Below are 19,790 nucleotides of genomic sequence, written 5' to 3' on the forward strand. Positions count from 1 at the left end.
CTATACATTCAACCTAACACGAAAAAACTTCAAGACTACAAGATTCTCATTACGATTCTTTTTAAAATGTATTGTATTAAGTATTTTTAACTAATCGTGTTAGGAAAAAACCATCTGTTTGAAAATCTTGAGGAAAAATTTGTAGTCCAAACCGTGATAACCCTTGAGTATTTTTTAAAAATGTCGGAAGTTCTGTGAAAAATGCTGGGTCAATCTCAAAGTCAGGATGATTTTCTAAAAATTTTTCTATTTGTTCTTCGTTTTCATGCTTGTCAACTGTACATGTACTGTACATCAATTTTCCATCTTGTTTTAATAATGGGGCTATTTTATCTAATAACGTTTCTTGTATATCAGCTAATTGGAAAATATCTTTTTCCTGTTTATGATATTTTATATCTGGTTTTCCCTTTAACACACCTAGTCCAGAGCATGGTGCATCAACTAATATTCGGTCAAATTTTTCAGGTGGATGAAGTTCTGCTAAATTTCTAGAATCTGCTTGAGCCACTTCTACGTTTGTTAAGTTTAATAGTTCAAGCTTTTTTTTAACTAAATTAGCCTTTTTGGAATGAAGATCATATGCAAATATCTTTCCACTATTAGCAAGTTTTTCAGCAATATGTGATGTTTTACCGCCTGGTGCACTACAAGCATCTAACACGGTCATCCCATCCTCAAGAGCCATCATTTCAGCTACTAACATGGAACTCTCATCTTGTATTGTAATATAGTTTTCTTTAAATAAATCCATGTGCAATATATTACCTTCTTCAATCTTAATACCTTGACCTGAAAATTTAGAGGTTTGAGCTTTAATTCCTGCTTCTTCCATTTGTTCAAGAGCTTGGCCACGATCGATTTTCATGGGTTGAATGCGTATCGACGTTGGTCTATGCGATAAATTTTCCTGACACATATCCTGCGTTGTTTCAAAACCATACATTTCCACCCACCGATTCACTAACCAGAAAGGGTGACTAGTTTCTATACTAAGTCTTTCCACAGGATCTTTTATTTCATCCGTGCTTTTCACACCATTTCTTTGAATATTTCGCATTACACCGTTTACGAAGGATGCTATTCCCTTATGCCCTTTTCTTTTAGCTATCTCAACAGTTTCGTGGATAATAGCATGGTCAGGTATTCTCGATAAATATATTTTTTGGTAAAGAGCAAGTAAAAGAAGCCATTTCACCCAAGGTTTAAGAGCCTTTTTGGATTGAAGAAAAGGGGTTAAATAGTATTCCAATGTTAACTTTCTTTGCATAGTGCCATAAACTAGCTCAGTAAAAAGGGCACTGTCACGTCTATCCAAGTTAAACTTTTTTATATGCTGATCAATCAACAAGTGACTGAAACCGCCTTGGTCTCCAATTCTGATTAATAATTCTAAAGCTGCTTGTCTTAAATGGTATTTATTATCCTCCATTATTTTAATCGCTCTCCTAATTCTAATTTACTTCCTACACCTCGCAAAAATTCAGAGGCAAGCATCTTTTTCTTTCCAGAAGGCTGTAATTCTAATATTTTAATACCTTTTTGATCATCCGTCTTTACTACAAATCCCTCTTCATCGATACTGTCTACTTCTCCAGGGTTACTTGAATTAACTTCATGTACAATTTCTCCCCACCAAATTTTGAGTGGTTGCTCTTCTAGAATTGTATAAGCTACTGGCCATGGATTCAGACCTCTAATTTGATTGTAAATATCACGAGCAGGCCTATTCCAATCAATTTTTTCCTGTTCTCGTTTTATATTGAAAGCATATGTTACTTTGCTTTCATCTTGTTCTTCTTTCTTAGCTTTTTCTGCAATAATATCGGGTAAAGTCTCGATAAGAAGCTCTGTACCTATAATAGAAAGTTTATCGTGTAAGCTTCCTACATGATCATCTTCTTTAATATCAATAGCTTTTTGGCTTATAATATCCCCAGCATCAAGTTTTTCAACCATATACATTATTGTTACACCTGTTTCTTTATGTCCTTCTAGTAATGCATAGTGAATTGGTGCTCCACCTCGTAACTTAGGAAGCAAAGAAGCATGAACATTTATACATCCTAGTCGTGGAAGATCTAATAATTCCTTTGGTAAAATTTGACCAAAAGCAGCTGTAATGATTATATCTGGATTAATGTTTTTAATCGGTTCTATATCATCTTTAATTTTTTCTGGCTGATACACTGGAATATCTAATGCTTCAGCTTTTACCTTCACAGGAGGTGGTGTTAAAACTTTTTTTCTTCCCTTTGGTCTATCTGGTTGTGTGACAACTAAGGCAACATCATACCCCTCTTCAACTAGGCGTCCTAATATAGGGGCTGAAAAATCAGGTGTTCCCATAAATACGATTTTAGTCATATAGAAAGCTCCTTCCTACATTAAATGATTTGGTTCAAAATCAACCTGAATAGATAAATCATTTTTTTTCATTTCATCATGATAGTGTGTCAATATCTTTCTAATTATTTCTTTTAAATTGGGTTCATCTCTATATTTTACCATGCACTGATAACGATATCTATCGTTGATTCTTACTAGAGGTGACGGAGTTGGTCCTAATACAGTTGCACGTTCTGAAAGGTGCTTTGTTAATAATTGCCGAATCATTTTTCCAACCTCCATTACTCTAATCTGATTTTGATGTGAAATTGTAATCAGTGTTAAAAAATAATATGGTGGATAATGAAACGTTTTTCTAACCTTCATTTCATGAGCAAAAAACTGATTGTACTGGTACTTACTCGCCATCTCAATACTGTAATGCTCTGGCGTATAGGTTTGAATTACGACTTCTCCAGGAAGCTCGTGTCTCCCTGCTCTACCACTTACTTGTGTTAGTAATTGGAAGGTTTTTTCTGAGGCCCTAAAATCGGCAAAATGTAACATAGCATCTGCTGCAAGAACTCCCACTAAGGTAACATTCTTAAAATCTAGTCCTTTTGCAATCATCTGTGTACCCAGTAATATGTCCGCTTCATGGCCCCCGAACTTTTTAAGCAGAGTTTCGTGAGCCCCTTTTTTCCTAGTTGTATCAACATCCATTCTGATTACCCTTGCTTCAGGAATAAGTTGTTGAATCGATTCTTCTACTTTTTGCGTTCCTGTGCCAAAGAAGCGTATCGTATCACTCTCACATTCTTCACAAGTGGCTGGCATACCCGTTTCATAAGCACAATAATGGCATTTTAATAAATGAGAACTTTTATGATAAGTCAAGGCAATATCGCAATGCGGACAATTCATAACATGTCCACAATCACGACACATAACAAAGGTAGAATATCCTCTTCGGTTTAAAAATAATACAATTTGTTCTTGGCGTGCAATTCTAATTTTAATTTCTTCCATTAACTTTTCAGAAAACATTGTTCGATTACCCCGGTGGAGTTCATTTCGCATATCTACAATTTCAACCGCTGGCATCGGTCCTTCATTCATGCGGTGTGGTAGTTCCAACAAGTGATATACACCTTTTTTTGCTCTTGCGAAGGTTTCCAATGTTGGTGTTGCACTTCCCAGGACTACTGGACAATTATGATAACGAGCACGATACTTAGCAACTTCCTTTGCATCATATCTCGGTTGTTCATCCTGTTTATAGGTAGTTTCGTGTTCTTCATCGATAATGATAATACCTAGGTTTTCAAAAGGCGCAAATATTGCTGATCTGGCACCGACTACAACTTGGACTTTTTTCTGCTGAATTTTTCTCCATTCATCAAATTTTTCCCCTTTTGAAAGAGCGCTATGGAGAACAGCAACCTTCTTTCCAAACCTACCTTTAAATCTGTTTACCATTTGAGGTGTAAGAGCAATTTCTGGTACAAGTACGATAGCTTCTTTGCCATTATTAAGTACTTGTTCGATTGCTTGTAAATAAACCTCTGTTTTTCCACTACCAGTTACACCATGGAGTAAAAAGACTTCATGCTGCACCTTTTGAATAGCTTTTAAGATAGGGTTAATCGCTTCTTGTTGCTGCACAGCTAGTGGGAGGGCATACGTTCTTTCTAAATCTTTATTTTTAAAAGGGTCACGGTAAACTTCCTTGTATTCTTTCTTGATCAGACCTAATTTAATCAAAGGATTTATAGATCCAGCTGTTGTTTGAAATTTTTCTAATAGTTCTTTTTGTGGAATAGATTCTGGATTATATAAAAAGTGTTCGACTATAATTCGCTGTTTTTTCGCTTGTAGCGGGATATCCTGGAGTGCTTCATCAAAAGCCTGTATCTCTTTTATCGGAGTAAGATAAAGAATAGTCTTTTTAGTTGCCTTTGACTTCACCATATAGGAAATTTCAAGTAAACCTTCCTGTGCTGCCTTTAATAGCTGCGAATAATTTCCGTTTCTCTGTTGGAATTCATCAAAATCAATCAAGTCTCTATCTGCCATTATTGCAGCAATTGAGGAAGGTAGTTCCTCCTTATTATCTGTTAAAAGTTCAATTTGCTTATGATATTTCACTTTTAGTGCTTGAGGTAGCATTGCTTGAAACGTAATAATATAGAAACTAATCGTTTCCTCCGCAATCCATTTTCCGAGATCTAATAATTCATCAGTTAGCACCGGGAATACATCCATCGCTTCTGATATTTTTTTTAAAGCTGAATTGGTAATCGCTGTTTCTTCTTTTATTCCAACTACAAAACCCATTACTTTCCTTGGTCCAAAAGGTATAATCACTCTTATTCCAGGCTTAATAACAGCTTCTAGCGTTTCAGGTATTTTATAATCAAAGGTCTTATTTGTTTGACGAGTTGGTACATCTACAATAATCTCGGCAATTTTCACTTCTTATCCTTCCTTATTTCCCCGTCAATCACCTTTAGGATTTCATCTGCAACAATACTTTTCTCTGCTAAGGCAATGGTTTTAGTCTCTTTAGATTCCGTTATTATTGTAACTGCATTTGTATCAGAGGAAAAACCAGCTCCTGGTTTCGATATGTCATTTATTACGATCGCATTTAGATTTTTTCTTTTTAATTTATTTAATCCGTTTTCTAAGACATTTTCTGTTTCAGCTGCAAAACCAACGAGATATTGATCTTTTTTCGTTTTGCCTAGTTCTCCTAATATATCTGTTGTTCGTTCCATCTCAATCATCCAGCTACCAGGCTTCTTCTTCATCTTTTGCTCAAAAGTATCTTTGGGTCGGTAATCAGCAACTGCTGCAGCTTTTATAACGATATCCGCATCATCGTATACCTCTAAAAGAGCTTCATGCATTTCTTTAGCTGTCATGACACTTATCTTTTCAATTCCGGTTGGTGTGGTAATATTGGTCGGACCTGAAATTAAGATAACATTTGCACCCATTTTTTGGGCCGCTTCTGCAATTGCATATCCCATTTTTCCAGAAGAATAATTGGTAAAGAAACGGACAGGATCTATTTTTTCTCTCGTCGGACCTGCTGTAACGATTACTTTTTTATTTTTCCATGCAAGTCTCTCATTATTGTACTGCGTTTCTAAAACGCGAACAATTTCTTCTGGCTCTTCTAATCTGCCTTTTCCAACATAACCACAAGCTAGGTATCCATCTCCTGGTTCTATAAACAGGTAACCGTATTCCTCTAATTGCTTCATGTTTTTAATTACAGCTGGATGCTTATACATATGCACATTCATAGCTGGAGCTATATAAACCGGTGCTTCGGTTGCTAGCAATGTAGTAGATAGCATATCATCTGCAATTCCATTTGCTATTTTAGCAATCATATTCGCCGTTGTTGGGGCAATAATAAAAAAATCTGCCCAATCTGCTAAATCAATATGTGCTATTTTTGCGGGATCCTTTTCGTCAAACGTATCTGTGTAAACCGGGTTTCTTGAAATAGCTTGAAACGTAAGAGGAGAAACAAATTCTATTGCATGCTGTGTCATTATGACTTTAACATCTGCACCTGCTTGGGTTAATTTACTAGTTAAAGCACAAGCTTTATATGCAGCAATTCCTCCTGTAACACCTAATACAATCCGTTTTCCAGTTATACCCATAACCATGCTCCTTTACCCTATTCTTTATTTTAAAGAATTTGATAGAAGAAACCCTCGCTTAAAAACAAGCGAGGGGATTCTATCTTTTTATTTATAAATGCTTTTATTTCTTATTCACTCAAATTTTTGCTGTATAAATCTTGAGAAGAATCTTCTGTTTCTTCACATGTTAGTTTATCTGCTAGAATTTCTTCTAATGCAATTCCTACGAATTTCTCTGATTGCGTATGCTCTAACTGATAGTGATTTGTATCTTGAATTTGTCGTGCTCTTTTTGCGGATAATGTAACCAACGTATACTTAGAATTAATTTTTGTTTGTAATTTATCAATTGATGGCTCTAGTAACATAATTAATCAACCTCCAGTAGTTTTTTGAATTGCTTAGCAATTCTCTCTCGCTTACAATGCTCACTCTTTACAATTGCTTCCACCTTAGTTACCGCATGATCCACATCATCATTTACGACAATGTAATCATAAGCATCCATCATTTCAATTTCTTTTTTGGCTTCATTCAATCGATCTCGTATCAAATCACTCGTTTCGGTACCGCGAAGCATAATTCGATTTTTTAGTTCTTCTAAGGATGGAGGAATTAAGAAAATAAATACACCTGCTGGGAAATTTTCTTTTACCTGCATAGCTCCTTGGACTTCTATTTCTAGAAAAACATCATATCCATCCTCCAAGGTTCTTTCTACATATTCCCTTGGTGTACCATAGTAATTCCCAACAAAGTTCGCGTGTTCTAATAATTTATTCTCATCGATCATTTTTTCAAATTCTTCATGTGTTCTAAAAAAATAATCAATTCCATCTTTTTCACCTTCTCGCATTTTGCGTGTTGTCATAGAGATGGAATATTTAAGATTTGTATCTTTTTCAAATAAAGATTTTCTTACTGTTCCTTTTCCCACGCCAGATGGACCAGATAAAATAAACAGTATTCCTTTTTCTTTCATAATAAAAGTGTCCTCCTACGATTATTCTTCTGTCATCTCGTCATGGCTGATAACACGTTGACCTACAGTCTCTGGTTGAACAGCTGATAACACTACATGATCACTATCTGTAATAATTACCGCTCTTGTTCTTCTTCCATATGTTGCATCTACAAGCTTATTATTATCCCTAGCTATGGTAATAATACGTTTAATTGGTGCAGATTCTGGTGAAACAATTGAAATTATCCTATTTGCTGAAACTACATTTCCGAAACCAATATTTATTAATTTTAAACTCATCTATTATTCCCCTACTTTCTTCTGTCTATTAGTATATGTATTTCAAATAGCTATTCTTCCATTATAGTATAGTTTTTTTTATAACGATACAAACATTACTCGATATTTTGAACTTGTTCTTTAACTTTTTCAATTTCACTCTTCATATTGACTACCTCAACACTTATTTTAGAATCTGTTGATTTTGCTCCAATTGTATTAGTCTCTCGATGCATTTCTTGAATAATAAAATCTAGTTTCCGTCCAATTGCTCCATCTTTTTGGTTGATGGTATCTGAAAATTGACTAATATGGCTCTTTAATCTAATTATTTCTTCTGTAATATCGCCTTTTTCAGCTAGCGTCACCACATCTTGTCGAAATTTAGCTTCGTCAACATAATCTGTCTCTTTTAGATATTCCTTAATCCGTTGCTGAATTCTCACTTGATATTCTTCTCTCACAAGCATACGTAGTGCTTCTAAGGAATCCACGTTTTGCTTAATAATTTCTATCCTTTTTGATAGATCAGTAAGAAGTGATTTCCCTTCCGCTTGACGCATTTTTAAGCAATCTTCAAATGCATTTTTCACGACACTCATAATGAAACTATTGTTAGAATCCTCTATTTGTACTTCCTCTACTTCAAGAGCACCTTCTAATTGTTGAAGATCCTTTAAATCATAAGCCCCATCTAATTGATATTTTTCTTTTAATTCCTTACCCACTTTTATATATTGATCAATTAAATCCCAATTTGGCTTTACTATGTGATTCATTTCCTTTTTGTTTGCTACGTTTATATAAATTTCAATTTTTCCTCGATTAATTTTGGAATTTACAAATTTCTTTATTTCCTCTTCTAATTTCATCAATGACATTGCAGACCTAAACGATATATCCAAATAACGATGATTAATCGTTTTAACCTCCACCTGCACGGTCATTCCATCAATCTCTTCCTTACTCATTCCGTAGCCTGTCATACTATTAACCATTTTATCACATCCATTGTAAAAAGAACTTTACTTCTTTCTTTAGACACTTCTCTATCATAACAAAAATAAAGGAAAATGCCTATTTTTTGTTGTCATTTATTGCATTCATGTATAATGAAGAGATACGACTTATAGAAATTAATAGCTAGACAAATTCTATTTGTATAGGAAAAATAATGTTGAGGTGACAAAAATGGCTTTTGACGGATTATTAACACGAGCAATTGTAGAAGAATTAAGTACTACCTTATCTTCTGCGAGAATCATAAAAATATATCAACCAACAGAATTAGAATTGGTTCTTTCAATAAGGCGACAAGGGAAAAACCACACACTATTGTTATCAGCACATCCAAACTATGCACGAATTCATTTAACCAAGGATCAGTATCAAAACCCAAAAGAACCATCAATGTTTTGTATGTTGCTCCGAAAACATATAAGTGGTAGCTTTATCGAATCTATTGAACAGATCGAAAATGAAAGAATTATCCACATCCATATTAAGAGCACAAACGAGATAGGTGACACAACCTACAAAACAATAGCAATAGAAATAATGGGCAAGCATAGTAATATTATTTTAATAGACAAAGAAAGAAAGATGATATTAGATAGTATTAAACATATTTCGCTTTCTCAAAGTAGGATGAGACCTGTATTACCTGGCCAGCTTTATCAGCTTCCACCAGATCAAGAAAAAGTAAATCCACTGACAGTTGATGGTGAAAACTTTTTAAAGAAGATTGACTTTAATGCGGGTAAAATTGATCGCCAAATGTTACAAGCATTTATGGGATTCTCACCGTTAATAGCAAGAGAAATTGTTTATCATGCTCAGCTGGGTAATAGTGAAAGCTATAAAGATGCTTTCCTTGAACTTAAAGAGAAAATGCTATTGCATCAATATTCTCCTGTTATTTATGAAGAAAATTCCATTTATTACATTACAGAATTATCTCATGTGAAAGAAAATGGAAAACAATATGAGAGTGTAAATGAAATGCTTGATCAATTTTTCTCTGGCAAGGCTGAAAGAGACAGGGTTAAACAAAAAGCTGGCGATTTATTCCGCTTATTAAAAAATGAATTAAATAAAAATGAACGTAAAATTGTAAAGCTGAAGAAAACATTAAAAGATGCTGATAAAGCGTCGAATTTTCAAAAGAAAGGGGAACTTCTAACCGCTAATATGCACCTAGTAAAATTAGGTGACAAATCAGTAACGGTTACTGACTATTACGATGAAGACCAAAAAGAGTTAGAAATAAAATTGAACGAGCGGAAGACACCGAGTGAAAATGCTCAATCATTTTTTAAAAAATATCAAAAATTAAAAAACTCTAAAGTAATGGTTGAAAACGAGCTGAAGAAAACAGCAAAAGAAGTAAATTATTTAAATGAGCTCGTGCAACAAATGGATGACGCTAGAGAACAGGATATAGAAGAAATTAGAGAAGAACTGCAAGATCAAGGATACATTAAGAAGAAGTTTACAAAGGCTAAAAAGAATAAAAAGGTCCATAAACCTGAACCTGAAAAATTTTATGCATCTGATGGAACGTTATTGTTAGTTGGTAAAAATAATAGACAAAATGAATATGTTACTAACCGTCTTGGGCACAAGAGCGACATCTGGTTACACACAAAAGATATACCAGGCTCACATGTTGTTATTAAATCTAATGATCCTTCAGAGGAAACTTTAATCGAAGCTGCTAATTTGGCAGCATTTTATAGTAAATCAAAGAATTCATCAACCGTACCTGTTGACTATACACAAATTAAACATGTTAAAAAGCCTTCAGGAGCTAAACCAGGTTTTGTAACTTATGACAATCAGAAAACTATTTTTGTGACACCTGATAAAAATTTAATTAAAAAGCTAAAAGAAGAACCTTCCTAGTTCTTCTTTTAGCTTTATTTTAAGTATATAACATTCGTTTTTAGACATTTAATAAGAACGCATCCGCTAAAAAAGATAGCGAATGCGTGAATATTAAACCATTATCCTATCAATAGCTAAAAAGTAACAATAACTATGAAAAAAATAGCGAAATATTATATTTTCTGCGGTTGCCCGGGAAATATTTACTCATTTCCTAGGTTATTTCTCCAATTCAATAATTCTTCTTTCTTTGATTCAGTTATTTCTTGCTTATTATATAAAAGATCTATAAGCATATCAAAGTCAGCCAAAGATTCAAATAACAAATCATTCTTATTAAAACCTTGATTTGCTTTCTCTAAACCGTAGCTAAAAATAGAACTTACCGCGATCACTTCTGCACCTTGCTCTCTTAAAGCTAGAGCACTATTTATAGAAGAACCGCCAGTTGAAATTAAATCCTCAATAACAACTACCTTATCTCCCTTTTTTATATGGCCTTCTATTTGATTTTCTTTCCCATGACCTTTTGGTTTATCTCTTACATAAACCATCGGAAGATTAAGTCGATCTGCAAGCCACGCTGCATGAGGGATACCTGCTGTTGCACAACCAGCTATTACATCCGGCTTCCAATTCTTTTCTTCTAGTAATATTTCAAATTGATCAACTATTTTATTTCTTACAGACGGATAGGACATTGTTAACCGATTATCGCAATAAATCGGAGACTTTATCCCTGACGTCCATAAAAAGTAATCATCTGTTTTTAACTGTACCGCTTTAATTTTGATAAGGTCTTCTACTAAAGTAGAGCCGTTACGCATGATTCCACTCCTCTATTACTTTCTCATAAGCTATTTTAGGATTTTCTGCTTGGGTAACGCTTCTTCCAATTACTAAGAAATCGCAGCCATTTTGCTTAGCAAAAGAAGGCGTTGCTACTCTTTTTTGATCATTATTATCAGATTCCACTAATCGAATTCCAGGAGTAATCGTTAAGAAATCTTTTCCACATGCTTCTTTAATCATTTGTGCTTCATATGCGGAGCAAACTACTCCATCTGCTCCACTATATTTTGTTAACTTTGCCAAACGAACAACTGCCTCTGAAACGGATTCTTGTATATTTAATTCATCATGTAAACAAGATTCATCCATGGAAGTTAAAACGGTAACCCCAATAAGTTTAGGCTTTTTTTTCAAAGATGTATTAGATAAAAGGCCTTCTTTCGCTGCTTTTATCATTTCCTGACCGCCACTGGCATGGACATTCACTACATCGATATCCAAACTTGAAAGATTCGCCATAGCTTTTCTTACTGTCGTTGGTATATCATGAAGCTTTAAATCTAAGAAAATAGGATGATCATTTTTTCGCAACCATTCAATGATTTTCGGTCCTTCTCGGTAAAATAATTCCATACCTACTTTAACAGGAATACCGTGAAAATCATTTCTTTTAATGAATTGTTGTACTTCCTCTAATGTTTTGAAATCAAGCGCAAGATAAAATGGTTGCTTCATTCTAGTGCCCCTTTCCAATTGCATCTTGGACAGAATTAAATCCATACTGTTTCAATGTACTTGGTAATTCCTCAATAATCTCTGGACAGACGAGTGGATTTTGAAAATTAGCAGTTCCTACAGCTACTGCATTAGCACCTGCAAGTAAAAATTCCAAAACATCCTCACTTGTCATTATGCCTCCCATTCCAATGATTGGCACATCAAGAGCTTGTCTTACTTCATATATCATTCGGATCGCAATTGGTTTAATAGCAGGCCCTGATAATCCACCAGTTTTATTTGCAATTAACGGTTTTCTTGACTTTAAATGCATTTTCATTCCAGTTAAGGTATTGATCATAGACAAACCGTCAGCTCCCGCATTGACTACAGCTTTTGCCATGCCAACTATATCCGTTACATTAGGGGATAATTTTACATACACAGGATGATTGCTGGCATTTTTCACTTGATACGTAACCTCTGCAGCAAGTTCAGGATCCGTTCCAAATAAAACACCGCCTTCTTTTACATTAGGACAGGAGATGTTTAATTCAAGAGCAGAAACATCATTGGTGTGATTGAAAGCCTTTGTAACTGTCACATACTCTTCAATGGTACTACCAGCAACATTTGCAATGACGGGCACACGATAATTTTTCAAATAAGGTAATTCCTGTTTTATGATTTGCTCTGCACCTGGATTTTGCAAGCCAATTGCATTTAGCATACCACTTGCAGTTTCTGCAACACGGGGGGTTTGATTCCCATAACGTTCATGTTCGGTGGCAGCTTTAATAATAACTGCCCCTAGCTTATCTAATGAATAAAATTGACTATATTCCTTCCCAAAGCCAAAGCAACCAGATGCCGGCATTACAGGATTTTTTAATTCAAGACCAGGTAATGATACAGCTAAATTCATCCTAATAACACCTCATTTGCATCAAAGACGGGACCATCCTTACAGATTTTTTTAGATTTATTTGGGTTATTTTTTAATGGGATTACACATGCATAACACGTTCCAACACCGCAACCCATTCGTTCTTCGAGTGAAATATACCCGTTTTCATCTTTCAGTAAGCTTGTAACTGCTTGGAGCATCGGGGTAGGTCCGCAAGAAAAATAGGTCTCAAACGATAAATTTGAATCTCGGATTACATCTGTAACAAAACCACTATGTCCATATGAACCATCATCTGTTGTGACAAACGTTTCTCCTAATTCTCTAAATTTATCTTCATAAAAAACATGCTCTTTTGATTGGTAACCTAGCACACTAGTAACTTCTACACCTTTTTCTTTTAACTTCTTCCCTAGATAATAGAGTGGTGGAATGCCAATTCCCCCTCCAACTAAGAGAGCTTGTTTTATATTCAAGCTCTCAATTGGATAAGATGTTCCTAGAGGCATTAGTGCATCCACTTCAGCACCTACATGATAATTGCTAAGCGCTTCTGTTCCATCGCCAAATATTTTAAAAATAACTGTAAAGCTTCGATCTATCTCATTCACATCGGCAATGGAAATAGGTCTGCGTAACATAAAACCCTTTACTGCGATATGAATGAACTGTCCTGGCTTAAGATTTAATTCAGTGTCGCTTTTTAAAACCATTTCATAGGTTTGGTAAGCAATATTTTTGATTGACAATACTTTTAGCGCTTGTTTATTTATCACCGAACAACAGCCTTTCCTTCTACAGCAGGTCTTGCTGTAAATGTAGTAGAATCAATTACGTTAACAATTGCTTCAGCAGTGTCTAAACTAGTTAAACATGCAATTCCATGCTCTACTGCTTCTCTACGAATTCTGAAACCATCTGATCTTGGTTTTTTACCGGAGGTTAACGTATTAACAACAAATTGAACCTCCCCATTTTCTATGATTGAAAGCACGGTAGTTCCTGTTGCATCAATTTTTCCAACTGTGGTTACTTCTATTCCTCTTTCACTTAAATAACTAGCTGTTCCTTTTGTAGCAAATAAGCGGAAACCTAAATCATAGAATTTTTTAGCAATTTCATACGCTTCTTCTTTATCTTTATCAGCAACGGTTAATAAAACTGATCCTTCCATCGGGATTTGTAATCCAGATGCTGTTAACCCTTTATAAAGTGCTTTATCTAAATTTCTATCTCGTCCTATTGCTTCTCCTGTTGATTTCATTTCAGGCCCTAACATAATATCAACACTTCTTAGTTTTGCAAAAGAAAATACTGGTACTTTTACCGAAACTGTTTTAGGCTCAGGTAATACGCCATCTTCATAACCCATTTCTCTTAAAGACTCACCCATAATTGCTCTAGTTGCAATGTTTGCCATTGTTACACCGGTAATCTTACTTAAAAATGGAATGGTTCTACTTGCTCTTGGATTTACTTCAAGTACATAAACTTCACCACGGTGTACAACAAATTGAATATTGATTAACCCTTTTACTTTTAATTTTTTTGCAATTTTAATTGTAACATCCACACATTTTTGTTTAATTTCATCAGAAAGTCTTTGACTAGGGTAAACTGCGATGGAATCCCCTGAATGGACTCCTGCCCTTTCAATGTGCTCCATAATTCCAGGAATGATGGTTGTATCACCGTCACTGATTGCATCAACCTCAACTTCAATACCAGTTAAATATTTATCGATAAGGACTGGATGCTTATGTTTAATATGGGTTGTTTTAGCAAGATAACTTTCTAATTCTTCTTCGTTATAAACAATTTCCATCTGACTACCACCAATTACATAAGAAGGTCTAACTAAGACTGGATATCCAATATTGGTAGCTGCTTCTTTAGCCTGGTCTAATTGCTTAACGCTTTTCCCTTGTGGCTGAGCAATGTCTAAATCCTTTAATAATTTTTCAAATTTATCGCGATCTTCTGCAGCATCGATTGCTTCTAGTGGAGTTCCTAAAATTTGGACGCCTCTTCTTTCCAATCCTTCCGCTAAATTAATTGCAGTTTGTCCGCCAAATTGAACGATTACTCCAACTGGTTGTTCTAGTTCGATCACATGCATAACATCTTCTAATGTTAAAGGTTCAAAGTATAATTTATCTGAAACACTAAAGTCAGTGGACACAGTTTCCGGATTACTATTCATAATAATAGCTTCATAACCCGCTTCTTTTAAAGCTAGCACAGAATGAACTGTCGCATAATCAAATTCGATACCTTGGCCAATACGGATAGGTCCAGAGCCAACAACAAGCACTTTTTCACGATCAGATGCAATTGATTCATTTTCTTCTTCATAAGAACTATAAAAATAAGGTGTTTCAGATTCAAACTCAGCAGCACACGTATCTACCATCTTGTATACTGGTTGAATTCCATTATCTTTTCTTAAATTATATACATCATCCACACTTACTTTCCACATTCTAGCAATTTGCGTGTCCGAAAGTCCTAGCTTTTTAGCTTGCAGTAATATATCTAAATCTTGCACATTATTTTCTAAGGTAGTCTCAAACGTAATAATACGATGAATTTTTTCTAAAAAGAATCGATCAATTTTAGTGAGTTGGTAAATATCTTCCACAGTCATCCCTTGTCTGAAGCTTTCACCAATGACATAAATTCTTTCATCATCCGGTTTCTTTAGTCTTTCTCGTAACGTGTCTTCACTTACACCAACTAAGTTATCTAAATAATAATCTTCACCACTTATATCTAGTGATCGGATCCCTTTTAACAATGCCTCTTCAATATTTCTACCGATTGCCATCACTTCACCAGTTGCTTTCATTTGCGTACCTAAATAGCGATTTCCTAGTGTGAATTTATCGAACGGGAATCTTGGAAATTTAGATACAACATAATCCAACGCTGGTTCATAACACGCATACGTAGTTCCAGTTATAGGATTGATTATTTCATCTAAAGTTAAACCAATTGCAATTTTCGCTGCTATTTTCGCAATAGGATAACCTGTTGCTTTTGATGCAAGAGCTGAAGATCTACTAACTCTTGGGTTCACTTCAATAATGTAATAATCAAAGCTATGTGGATGAAGAGCTAACTGTACGTTACATCCACCTTCAATTTTTAACGCGCGAATTATTTTTAATGATGCAGTTCTTAGCATTTGGTATTCACGGTCACTCAATGTCTGTGATGGAGCGACTACAATCGAATCACCTGTGTGAATACCTACTGGATCAATATTTTCCATGTTACATACTACTATTGCTTGATCATTTTTATCTCGCATTACTTCATATTCAATTTCTTTATAGCCAGCAATATTATTTTCAATTAAACACTGGTTTACCGGCGAAAGATATAGTCCATTTCTTGTTATCTCTTTTAATTCTGCTTCATCGTAGCACATACCGCCACCAGTTCCACCAAGCGTATAAGCAGGTCTTACAATTAATGGGAAGCCGATTTCTTTAGAAAAATCTACAGCTTGATCGACGTTGGTAACAATCACACTTTCAGGAACTGGCTCATTTATCTCATGCATTAAATTTCTGAATTTTTCTCGATCCTCAGCTTGTTGAATAGCATCAAGGGGAGTTCCAAGTAATTCAATGCCATACGTTTCTAAAATTCCTGTTGCGTCAATTTCTACTGCTAAATTCAGTCCAGTTTGCCCACCTAAAGTAGGTAATATCGCATCTGGTTGTTCTTTTCTAATAATTTTACTCAAAAATTCTACAGTTAAAGGCTCCATGTATACAGTATCAGCAACAGTATGATCCGTCATAATCGTTGCAGGGTTTGAATTGACTAAGATAACCTTATAACCTTCCTCTTTAAGGGATTGACATGCCTGTGTTCCAGAATAATCAAATTCTGCAGCTTGTCCAATAACAATAGGTCCGGAACCAATTACTAGAATTTTTTCAAGATCGGTGCGTTTTGGCATTACAATACCTCCTGTTTAGATACTTTATGTGCTCTTACATTTTGTAAAAATTGATCAAATAAATAATTTGTATCATCTGGCCCTGGTGAGCTTTCCGGGTGATATTGAACGGAGAAAGCAGCGTATTTTTTGTGTCTTACACCTTCAACCGTTTTATCATTCAAGGCAACCTGGGTTAATTCAAGATCAGTATCCTTAATTGATGATTCTGTAACAGCATAACCATGATTTTGTGAGGTTAAATACGTTCTTTTCGTATCAAAATCATAAACTGGATGATTGGAACCACGATGTCCGAATTTAAGCTTTGATGTATCAGCCCCACAAGCTAATGCAAGAAGCTGATGTCCTAAGCAAATACCGAATAACGGAACAGTCTCAATCACTTCACTGATCATCTCTATTGCTTGCGGTACACTTTTTGGATTACCTGGACCATTTGTCAGCATAATACCATCTGGTTTTAATCTTAAAATTTGTTGTGCATCGTAATCATGTGGAACAACTGTTACATGACAATTCCTTTTACTTAATTCTCTTAAAATACCATGCTTCATTCCGAAATCAACAAGCACAATTCGAAATCCTCTTCCTGGAGCTACATATGGTTTAACGGTTGACACTCGTTCTACTTGATTCGTTAAAAGTGGTGTATTTTCAATTTTTTGAAGAGCCCCTTCTTCACCTTCTCCAGCATCTGTTAATATACCTCTCATTGTTCCGTGTTTTCTTAAAATCTTTGTCAATTTACGCGTATCTATATCTGAAATACCCGGAATATCATTTGCAATAAGGAATTCATCTAGGCTCTCATCACTTCTAAAATTTGATGGTGTATCACAAGCCTCTTTTACCACAAAACCAAAAATGGAAGGATTAATTGTTTCAAAATCATCTCGATTTATTCCGTAATTCCCAATTAATGGATATGTCATAGTGACGATCTGACCACAATAAGAAGGATCTGAAAGGGTCTCCTGATAACCTGTCATCCCGGTATTAAAAACTACTTCCCCAACCTTCCCTACGGGTGAACCAAACGCTTTACCATGAAAAACTGTACCATCTTCTAGAATTAGTTTTCTTTCCATTTATTTTTCCCCCTCATAAACAAGTGTGCCATTATAAATTGTTTTAATAGGTTTACCTATTACCAGTTGATTATCAAAAGGCGTATTTTTACCTAGTGAAACAAATTCTTGTTTATTAATTTTGTGTTCTGAATCTAAATTTAATACAGTAAGGTCTGCTTTTTGACCTTCTTCTAATTTACCATACGGTAAGTTAAACACCTTGGCAGGCTTTATAGTCATCCAATCGATTAACTGTTGTAAGGTAAAGATTTCTTTTTTTACAAAGTGTGTGTGTAGTAAAGAAAAAGCTGTCTCGAATCCAACTATTCCAAAAGGAGCTACCTTCATTCCTTGTGCTTTTTCCTCTTCTGTATGTGGTGCATGATCCGTAGCTATAAAATCAATGGTTCCATCAAGTAACCCTTCTATTAAAGCATCTTTATCTTGTTGTGAACGCAATGGTGGATTCATTTTTAAGTTAGCATCATCTTCTGTAATGGCTGTTTCATCCAATAACAAATGATGTGGTGTAACTTCTGCTGTTACCTTTATTCCTGCTTTTTTTGCATCTCTAATCACACGAACCGACTCTTTTGTACTTACATGACAAACATGATAATGACAGCCAGTTGCTTCTGCTAAAAGCACATCTCTAGCAATTTGGACAGATTCACAGATATTAGGTATTCCTGGTAAGCCTAGTTCCTTACTAACTTTCCCCTCATGCATCACACCTCCGTGAATAAGTGTATTTTCTTCACAGTGTGCGACAATAGGCATATTAATATCGCTAGCCTTCTGCATTGCTTGTAACATCATATCTGCAGACTGAACCCCTACACCATCATCCGTAAACGCAAAAGCTCCACTTTCTTTTAGTTTAGGCATGTCCGTTAACGTATCGCCTAACAATCTTTGCGTGATCGAAGCATATGGCAAGACGCGAATGACTGCATTTTTTTCTATTAAATGATTTATTTTCTCCAGTACTTCTACGCTATCTGGTGTTGGTCTTGTATTAGGCATGGCACAAACAGTAGTATAGCCACCTCTTGCTGCTGAGCTAGTTCCTGTTTCAATTGTTTCCTTTGCTTCTCCACCAGGTTCGCGTAGGTGAACATGTACGTCCACAAATCCGGGAACAACTAATTGTTGCTCACAATCTATTATATTTGCAGACTTTTCTTCAATCTTTTCTGCTATTTTGACAATTTCATCATCGATAATTAAAATTTCACAGGGTATCTTTTCATTATTGCCCGATAATCGCATTGCGTTTGTTAAAATGGTTTTCATTATATTTTCCCCCTTGTTCAAGTAGCGATGAAATAACTGCCATTCTCGCAGCAACACCGTTTTTCATTTGTTTAAATATCCTAGATTTTTCGCACTCTACAAGAGCACTATCAATTTCAACTCCTCGGTTTACCGGAGCAGGATGCATAATAATTGCATGGTCCTTCATTTTCTTTTCTCTTTCTAATGTTAAACCATATTCTTTTAAATAAGAAGATGTGTGCATAAGTGTTTTTTGATCATGCCTTTCGTGTTGAATACGAAGCAACATTACCACATCACAAGTTTCAACTGCCTCATCTATGCTTAGATACGGAAAAGGTAAGGATTCATCCTTCCAATCATCCATGGAACATAATACAACATTTGCACCCAATTTATTTAATGCTATCGCATTGGACCTAGCTACTCTACTATGTTTTACGTCACCTACAATTGCAATTTTAAGTCCAGATAATCGTTGGAATTCTTGATATATAGTGACTAGATCTAGAAGACTCTGTGTAGGATGCTCACCAGTGCCATCACCAGCATTGATGACAGGAATAGATAATTGATCAGCTAACTGTTTTGCAACGTTTTCTGCAGGATGTCTGATGACTATGAATGAAGCACCGATAGACTCAAAGGTTCTAGCAGTATCATATAAACTCTCGCCTTTTTTCACACTTGATTGATCACTCATAAAATCCAATACTTCTATTCCTAATTTTTTTTGAGCCACAATAAAACTCATTTTAGTTCTAGTGCTCGGTTCATAAAAAAGATTAGCACCAAAGTATTGTTCTTTTAAAGGCTTCATTCCTGATTTCGAAATACCATCAGCTTTTTTTACCAGTTGTAATAATTCATATTCAGACAGTTGTTGCATTGAAACAAAGTGATTCATATTCATCCTCCTATGCATCAA

Annotated in this window: 17 protein-coding genes; 1 reads left to right on the forward strand and 16 read right to left on the reverse strand. The window is 35.1% G+C overall.

The genetic code is table 11. The features are described 5' to 3' along the window. Positions 1-76: 76 nt before the first annotated feature. The 8 genes from rsmB to DFR57_RS08720 all read right to left on the reverse strand — a co-directional run bounded on the left by rsmB (position 77) and on the right by DFR57_RS08720 (position 8,234). Positions 77-1,432, reverse strand: a complete 1,356-nt coding sequence (gene rsmB, locus DFR57_RS08685; RefSeq protein ID WP_114352755.1) for a 16S rRNA (cytosine(967)-C(5))-methyltransferase RsmB — start codon at positions 1,430-1,432, stop codon at positions 77-79. Further along, a complete protein-coding gene (gene fmt, locus DFR57_RS08690) occupies positions 1,432-2,367 on the reverse strand; it encodes a methionyl-tRNA formyltransferase (RefSeq protein ID WP_114352756.1) in 936 nt (311 codons plus the stop codon). Before fmt ends, rsmB begins: the two co-directional genes overlap by 1 nt. Before the next feature lie 15 nt (positions 2,368-2,382). Next, entirely contained in the window at positions 2,383-4,803 is a 2,421-nt protein-coding gene (gene priA, locus DFR57_RS08695; RefSeq protein WP_114352757.1) for a primosomal protein N', read from the reverse strand. Further along, the gene (gene coaBC / locus DFR57_RS08700) at positions 4,800-6,011 is read right to left on the reverse strand and encodes a bifunctional phosphopantothenoylcysteine decarboxylase/phosphopantothenate--cysteine ligase CoaBC (RefSeq protein WP_114352758.1); all 1,212 of its coding nucleotides are present in this window, start codon (positions 6,009-6,011) and stop codon (positions 4,800-4,802) included. Before coaBC ends, priA begins: the two co-directional genes overlap by 4 nt. Positions 6,012-6,121: 110 nt before the next feature. Beyond that, a complete protein-coding gene (gene rpoZ, locus DFR57_RS08705) occupies positions 6,122-6,361 on the reverse strand; it encodes a DNA-directed RNA polymerase subunit omega (RefSeq protein ID WP_114352759.1) in 240 nt (79 codons plus the stop codon). A gap of 2 nt (positions 6,362-6,363) precedes the next feature. Further along, positions 6,364-6,978, reverse strand: a complete 615-nt coding sequence (gmk, locus tag DFR57_RS08710) for a guanylate kinase (protein WP_114352760.1) — start codon at positions 6,976-6,978, stop codon at positions 6,364-6,366. An 18-nt stretch (positions 6,979-6,996) separates the two neighbouring features. Then, entirely contained in the window at positions 6,997-7,257 is a 261-nt protein-coding gene (remA, locus tag DFR57_RS08715) for an extracellular matrix/biofilm regulator RemA (RefSeq protein ID WP_114352761.1), read from the reverse strand. Positions 7,258-7,352: 95 nt separating this feature from the next. Further along, on the reverse strand, positions 7,353-8,234 hold the full coding sequence (locus DFR57_RS08720) for a YicC/YloC family endoribonuclease (protein ID WP_114352762.1): 882 nt from the start codon (positions 8,232-8,234) through the stop codon (positions 7,353-7,355). A gap of 193 nt (positions 8,235-8,427) precedes the next feature. On the opposite strand from DFR57_RS08720, the gene DFR57_RS08725 reads away from it, so the two are divergent. Continuing rightward, positions 8,428-10,140: an Rqc2 family fibronectin-binding protein gene (locus DFR57_RS08725; protein ID WP_114352763.1), complete on the forward strand. Its 1,713-nt coding sequence runs from the start codon at positions 8,428-8,430 to the stop codon at positions 10,138-10,140. A 185-nt stretch (positions 10,141-10,325) separates the two neighbouring features. Here the strand turns inward: DFR57_RS08725 and pyrE are convergent, their stop codons facing one another. From pyrE to DFR57_RS08765, 8 genes are read right to left on the reverse strand one after another with little or no spacing between them, the layout of a single operon-like run. Further along, positions 10,326-10,949: an orotate phosphoribosyltransferase gene (gene pyrE / locus DFR57_RS08730; RefSeq protein ID WP_114352764.1), complete on the reverse strand. Its 624-nt coding sequence runs from the start codon at positions 10,947-10,949 to the stop codon at positions 10,326-10,328. Beyond that, complete coding sequence (pyrF, locus tag DFR57_RS08735; protein WP_114352765.1) at positions 10,942-11,649, reverse strand: orotidine-5'-phosphate decarboxylase; 708 nt, start codon at positions 11,647-11,649, stop codon at positions 10,942-10,944. Before pyrF ends, pyrE begins: the two co-directional genes overlap by 8 nt. Before the next feature lies 1 nt (position 11,650). Continuing rightward, positions 11,651-12,556 (reverse strand): dihydroorotate dehydrogenase, encoded by a 906-nt coding sequence (locus DFR57_RS08740; RefSeq protein WP_114352766.1) that lies wholly within the window; start codon positions 12,554-12,556, stop codon positions 11,651-11,653. Beyond that, positions 12,553-13,314 (reverse strand): dihydroorotate dehydrogenase electron transfer subunit, encoded by a 762-nt coding sequence (locus DFR57_RS08745; protein WP_114352767.1) that lies wholly within the window; start codon positions 13,312-13,314, stop codon positions 12,553-12,555. The genes DFR57_RS08740 and DFR57_RS08745 overlap by 4 nt, the downstream gene beginning before the upstream one ends. Beyond that, positions 13,311-16,511 (reverse strand): carbamoyl-phosphate synthase large subunit, encoded by a 3,201-nt coding sequence (gene carB / locus DFR57_RS08750; RefSeq protein WP_114352768.1) that lies wholly within the window; start codon positions 16,509-16,511, stop codon positions 13,311-13,313. Before carB ends, DFR57_RS08745 begins: the two co-directional genes overlap by 4 nt. Continuing rightward, positions 16,511-17,602, reverse strand: a complete 1,092-nt coding sequence (locus tag DFR57_RS08755; protein ID WP_114352769.1) for a carbamoyl phosphate synthase small subunit — start codon at positions 17,600-17,602, stop codon at positions 16,511-16,513. The genes carB and DFR57_RS08755 overlap by 1 nt, the downstream gene beginning before the upstream one ends. Then, positions 17,603-18,880: a dihydroorotase gene (locus DFR57_RS08760; protein ID WP_114352770.1), complete on the reverse strand. Its 1,278-nt coding sequence runs from the start codon at positions 18,878-18,880 to the stop codon at positions 17,603-17,605. Beyond that, entirely contained in the window at positions 18,837-19,769 is a 933-nt protein-coding gene (locus DFR57_RS08765; RefSeq protein WP_114352771.1) for an aspartate carbamoyltransferase catalytic subunit, read from the reverse strand. The genes DFR57_RS08760 and DFR57_RS08765 overlap by 44 nt, the downstream gene beginning before the upstream one ends. Positions 19,770-19,790: the final 21 nt, after the last annotated feature.

This window comes from Saliterribacillus persicus, assembly GCF_003337485.1.
Lineage (GTDB): Bacteria > Bacillota > Bacilli > Bacillales > Amphibacillaceae > Saliterribacillus > Saliterribacillus persicus.

Bases quoted from the DNA above. Each gene is read 5' to 3' on its own strand.
- pyrE (WP_114352764.1), bottom strand. From the start codon at position 10,949: ATGCGTAACGGCTCTACTTTAGTAGAAGACCTTATCAAAATTAAAGCG.
- DFR57_RS08765 (WP_114352771.1), bottom strand. From the start codon at position 19,769: ATGAATCACTTTGTTTCAATGCAACAACTGTCTGAATATGAATTATTA.
- carB (WP_114352768.1), bottom strand. From the start codon at position 16,511: ATGCCAAAACGCACCGATCTTGAAAAAATTCTAGTAATTGGTTCCGGA.
- rsmB (WP_114352755.1), bottom strand. From the start codon at position 1,432: ATGGAGGATAATAAATACCATTTAAGACAAGCAGCTTTAGAATTATTA.
- DFR57_RS08720 (WP_114352762.1), bottom strand. From the start codon at position 8,234: ATGGTTAATAGTATGACAGGCTACGGAATGAGTAAGGAAGAGATTGAT.
- rpoZ (WP_114352759.1), bottom strand. From the start codon at position 6,361: ATGTTACTAGAGCCATCAATTGATAAATTACAAACAAAAATTAATTCT.
- fmt (WP_114352756.1), bottom strand. From the start codon at position 2,367: ATGACTAAAATCGTATTTATGGGAACACCTGATTTTTCAGCCCCTATA.
- coaBC (WP_114352758.1), bottom strand. From the start codon at position 6,011: ATGGGTATAACTGGAAAACGGATTGTATTAGGTGTTACAGGAGGAATT.
- pyrF (WP_114352765.1), bottom strand. From the start codon at position 11,649: ATGAAGCAACCATTTTATCTTGCGCTTGATTTCAAAACATTAGAGGAA.
- DFR57_RS08725 (WP_114352763.1), top strand. From the start codon at position 8,428: ATGGCTTTTGACGGATTATTAACACGAGCAATTGTAGAAGAATTAAGT.
- DFR57_RS08740 (WP_114352766.1), bottom strand. From the start codon at position 12,556: ATGAATTTAGCTGTATCATTACCTGGTCTTGAATTAAAAAATCCTGTA.
- DFR57_RS08760 (WP_114352770.1), bottom strand. From the start codon at position 18,880: ATGAAAACCATTTTAACAAACGCAATGCGATTATCGGGCAATAATGAA.
- remA (WP_114352761.1), bottom strand. From the start codon at position 7,257: ATGAGTTTAAAATTAATAAATATTGGTTTCGGAAATGTAGTTTCAGCA.
- DFR57_RS08755 (WP_114352769.1), bottom strand. From the start codon at position 17,602: ATGGAAAGAAAACTAATTCTAGAAGATGGTACAGTTTTTCATGGTAAA.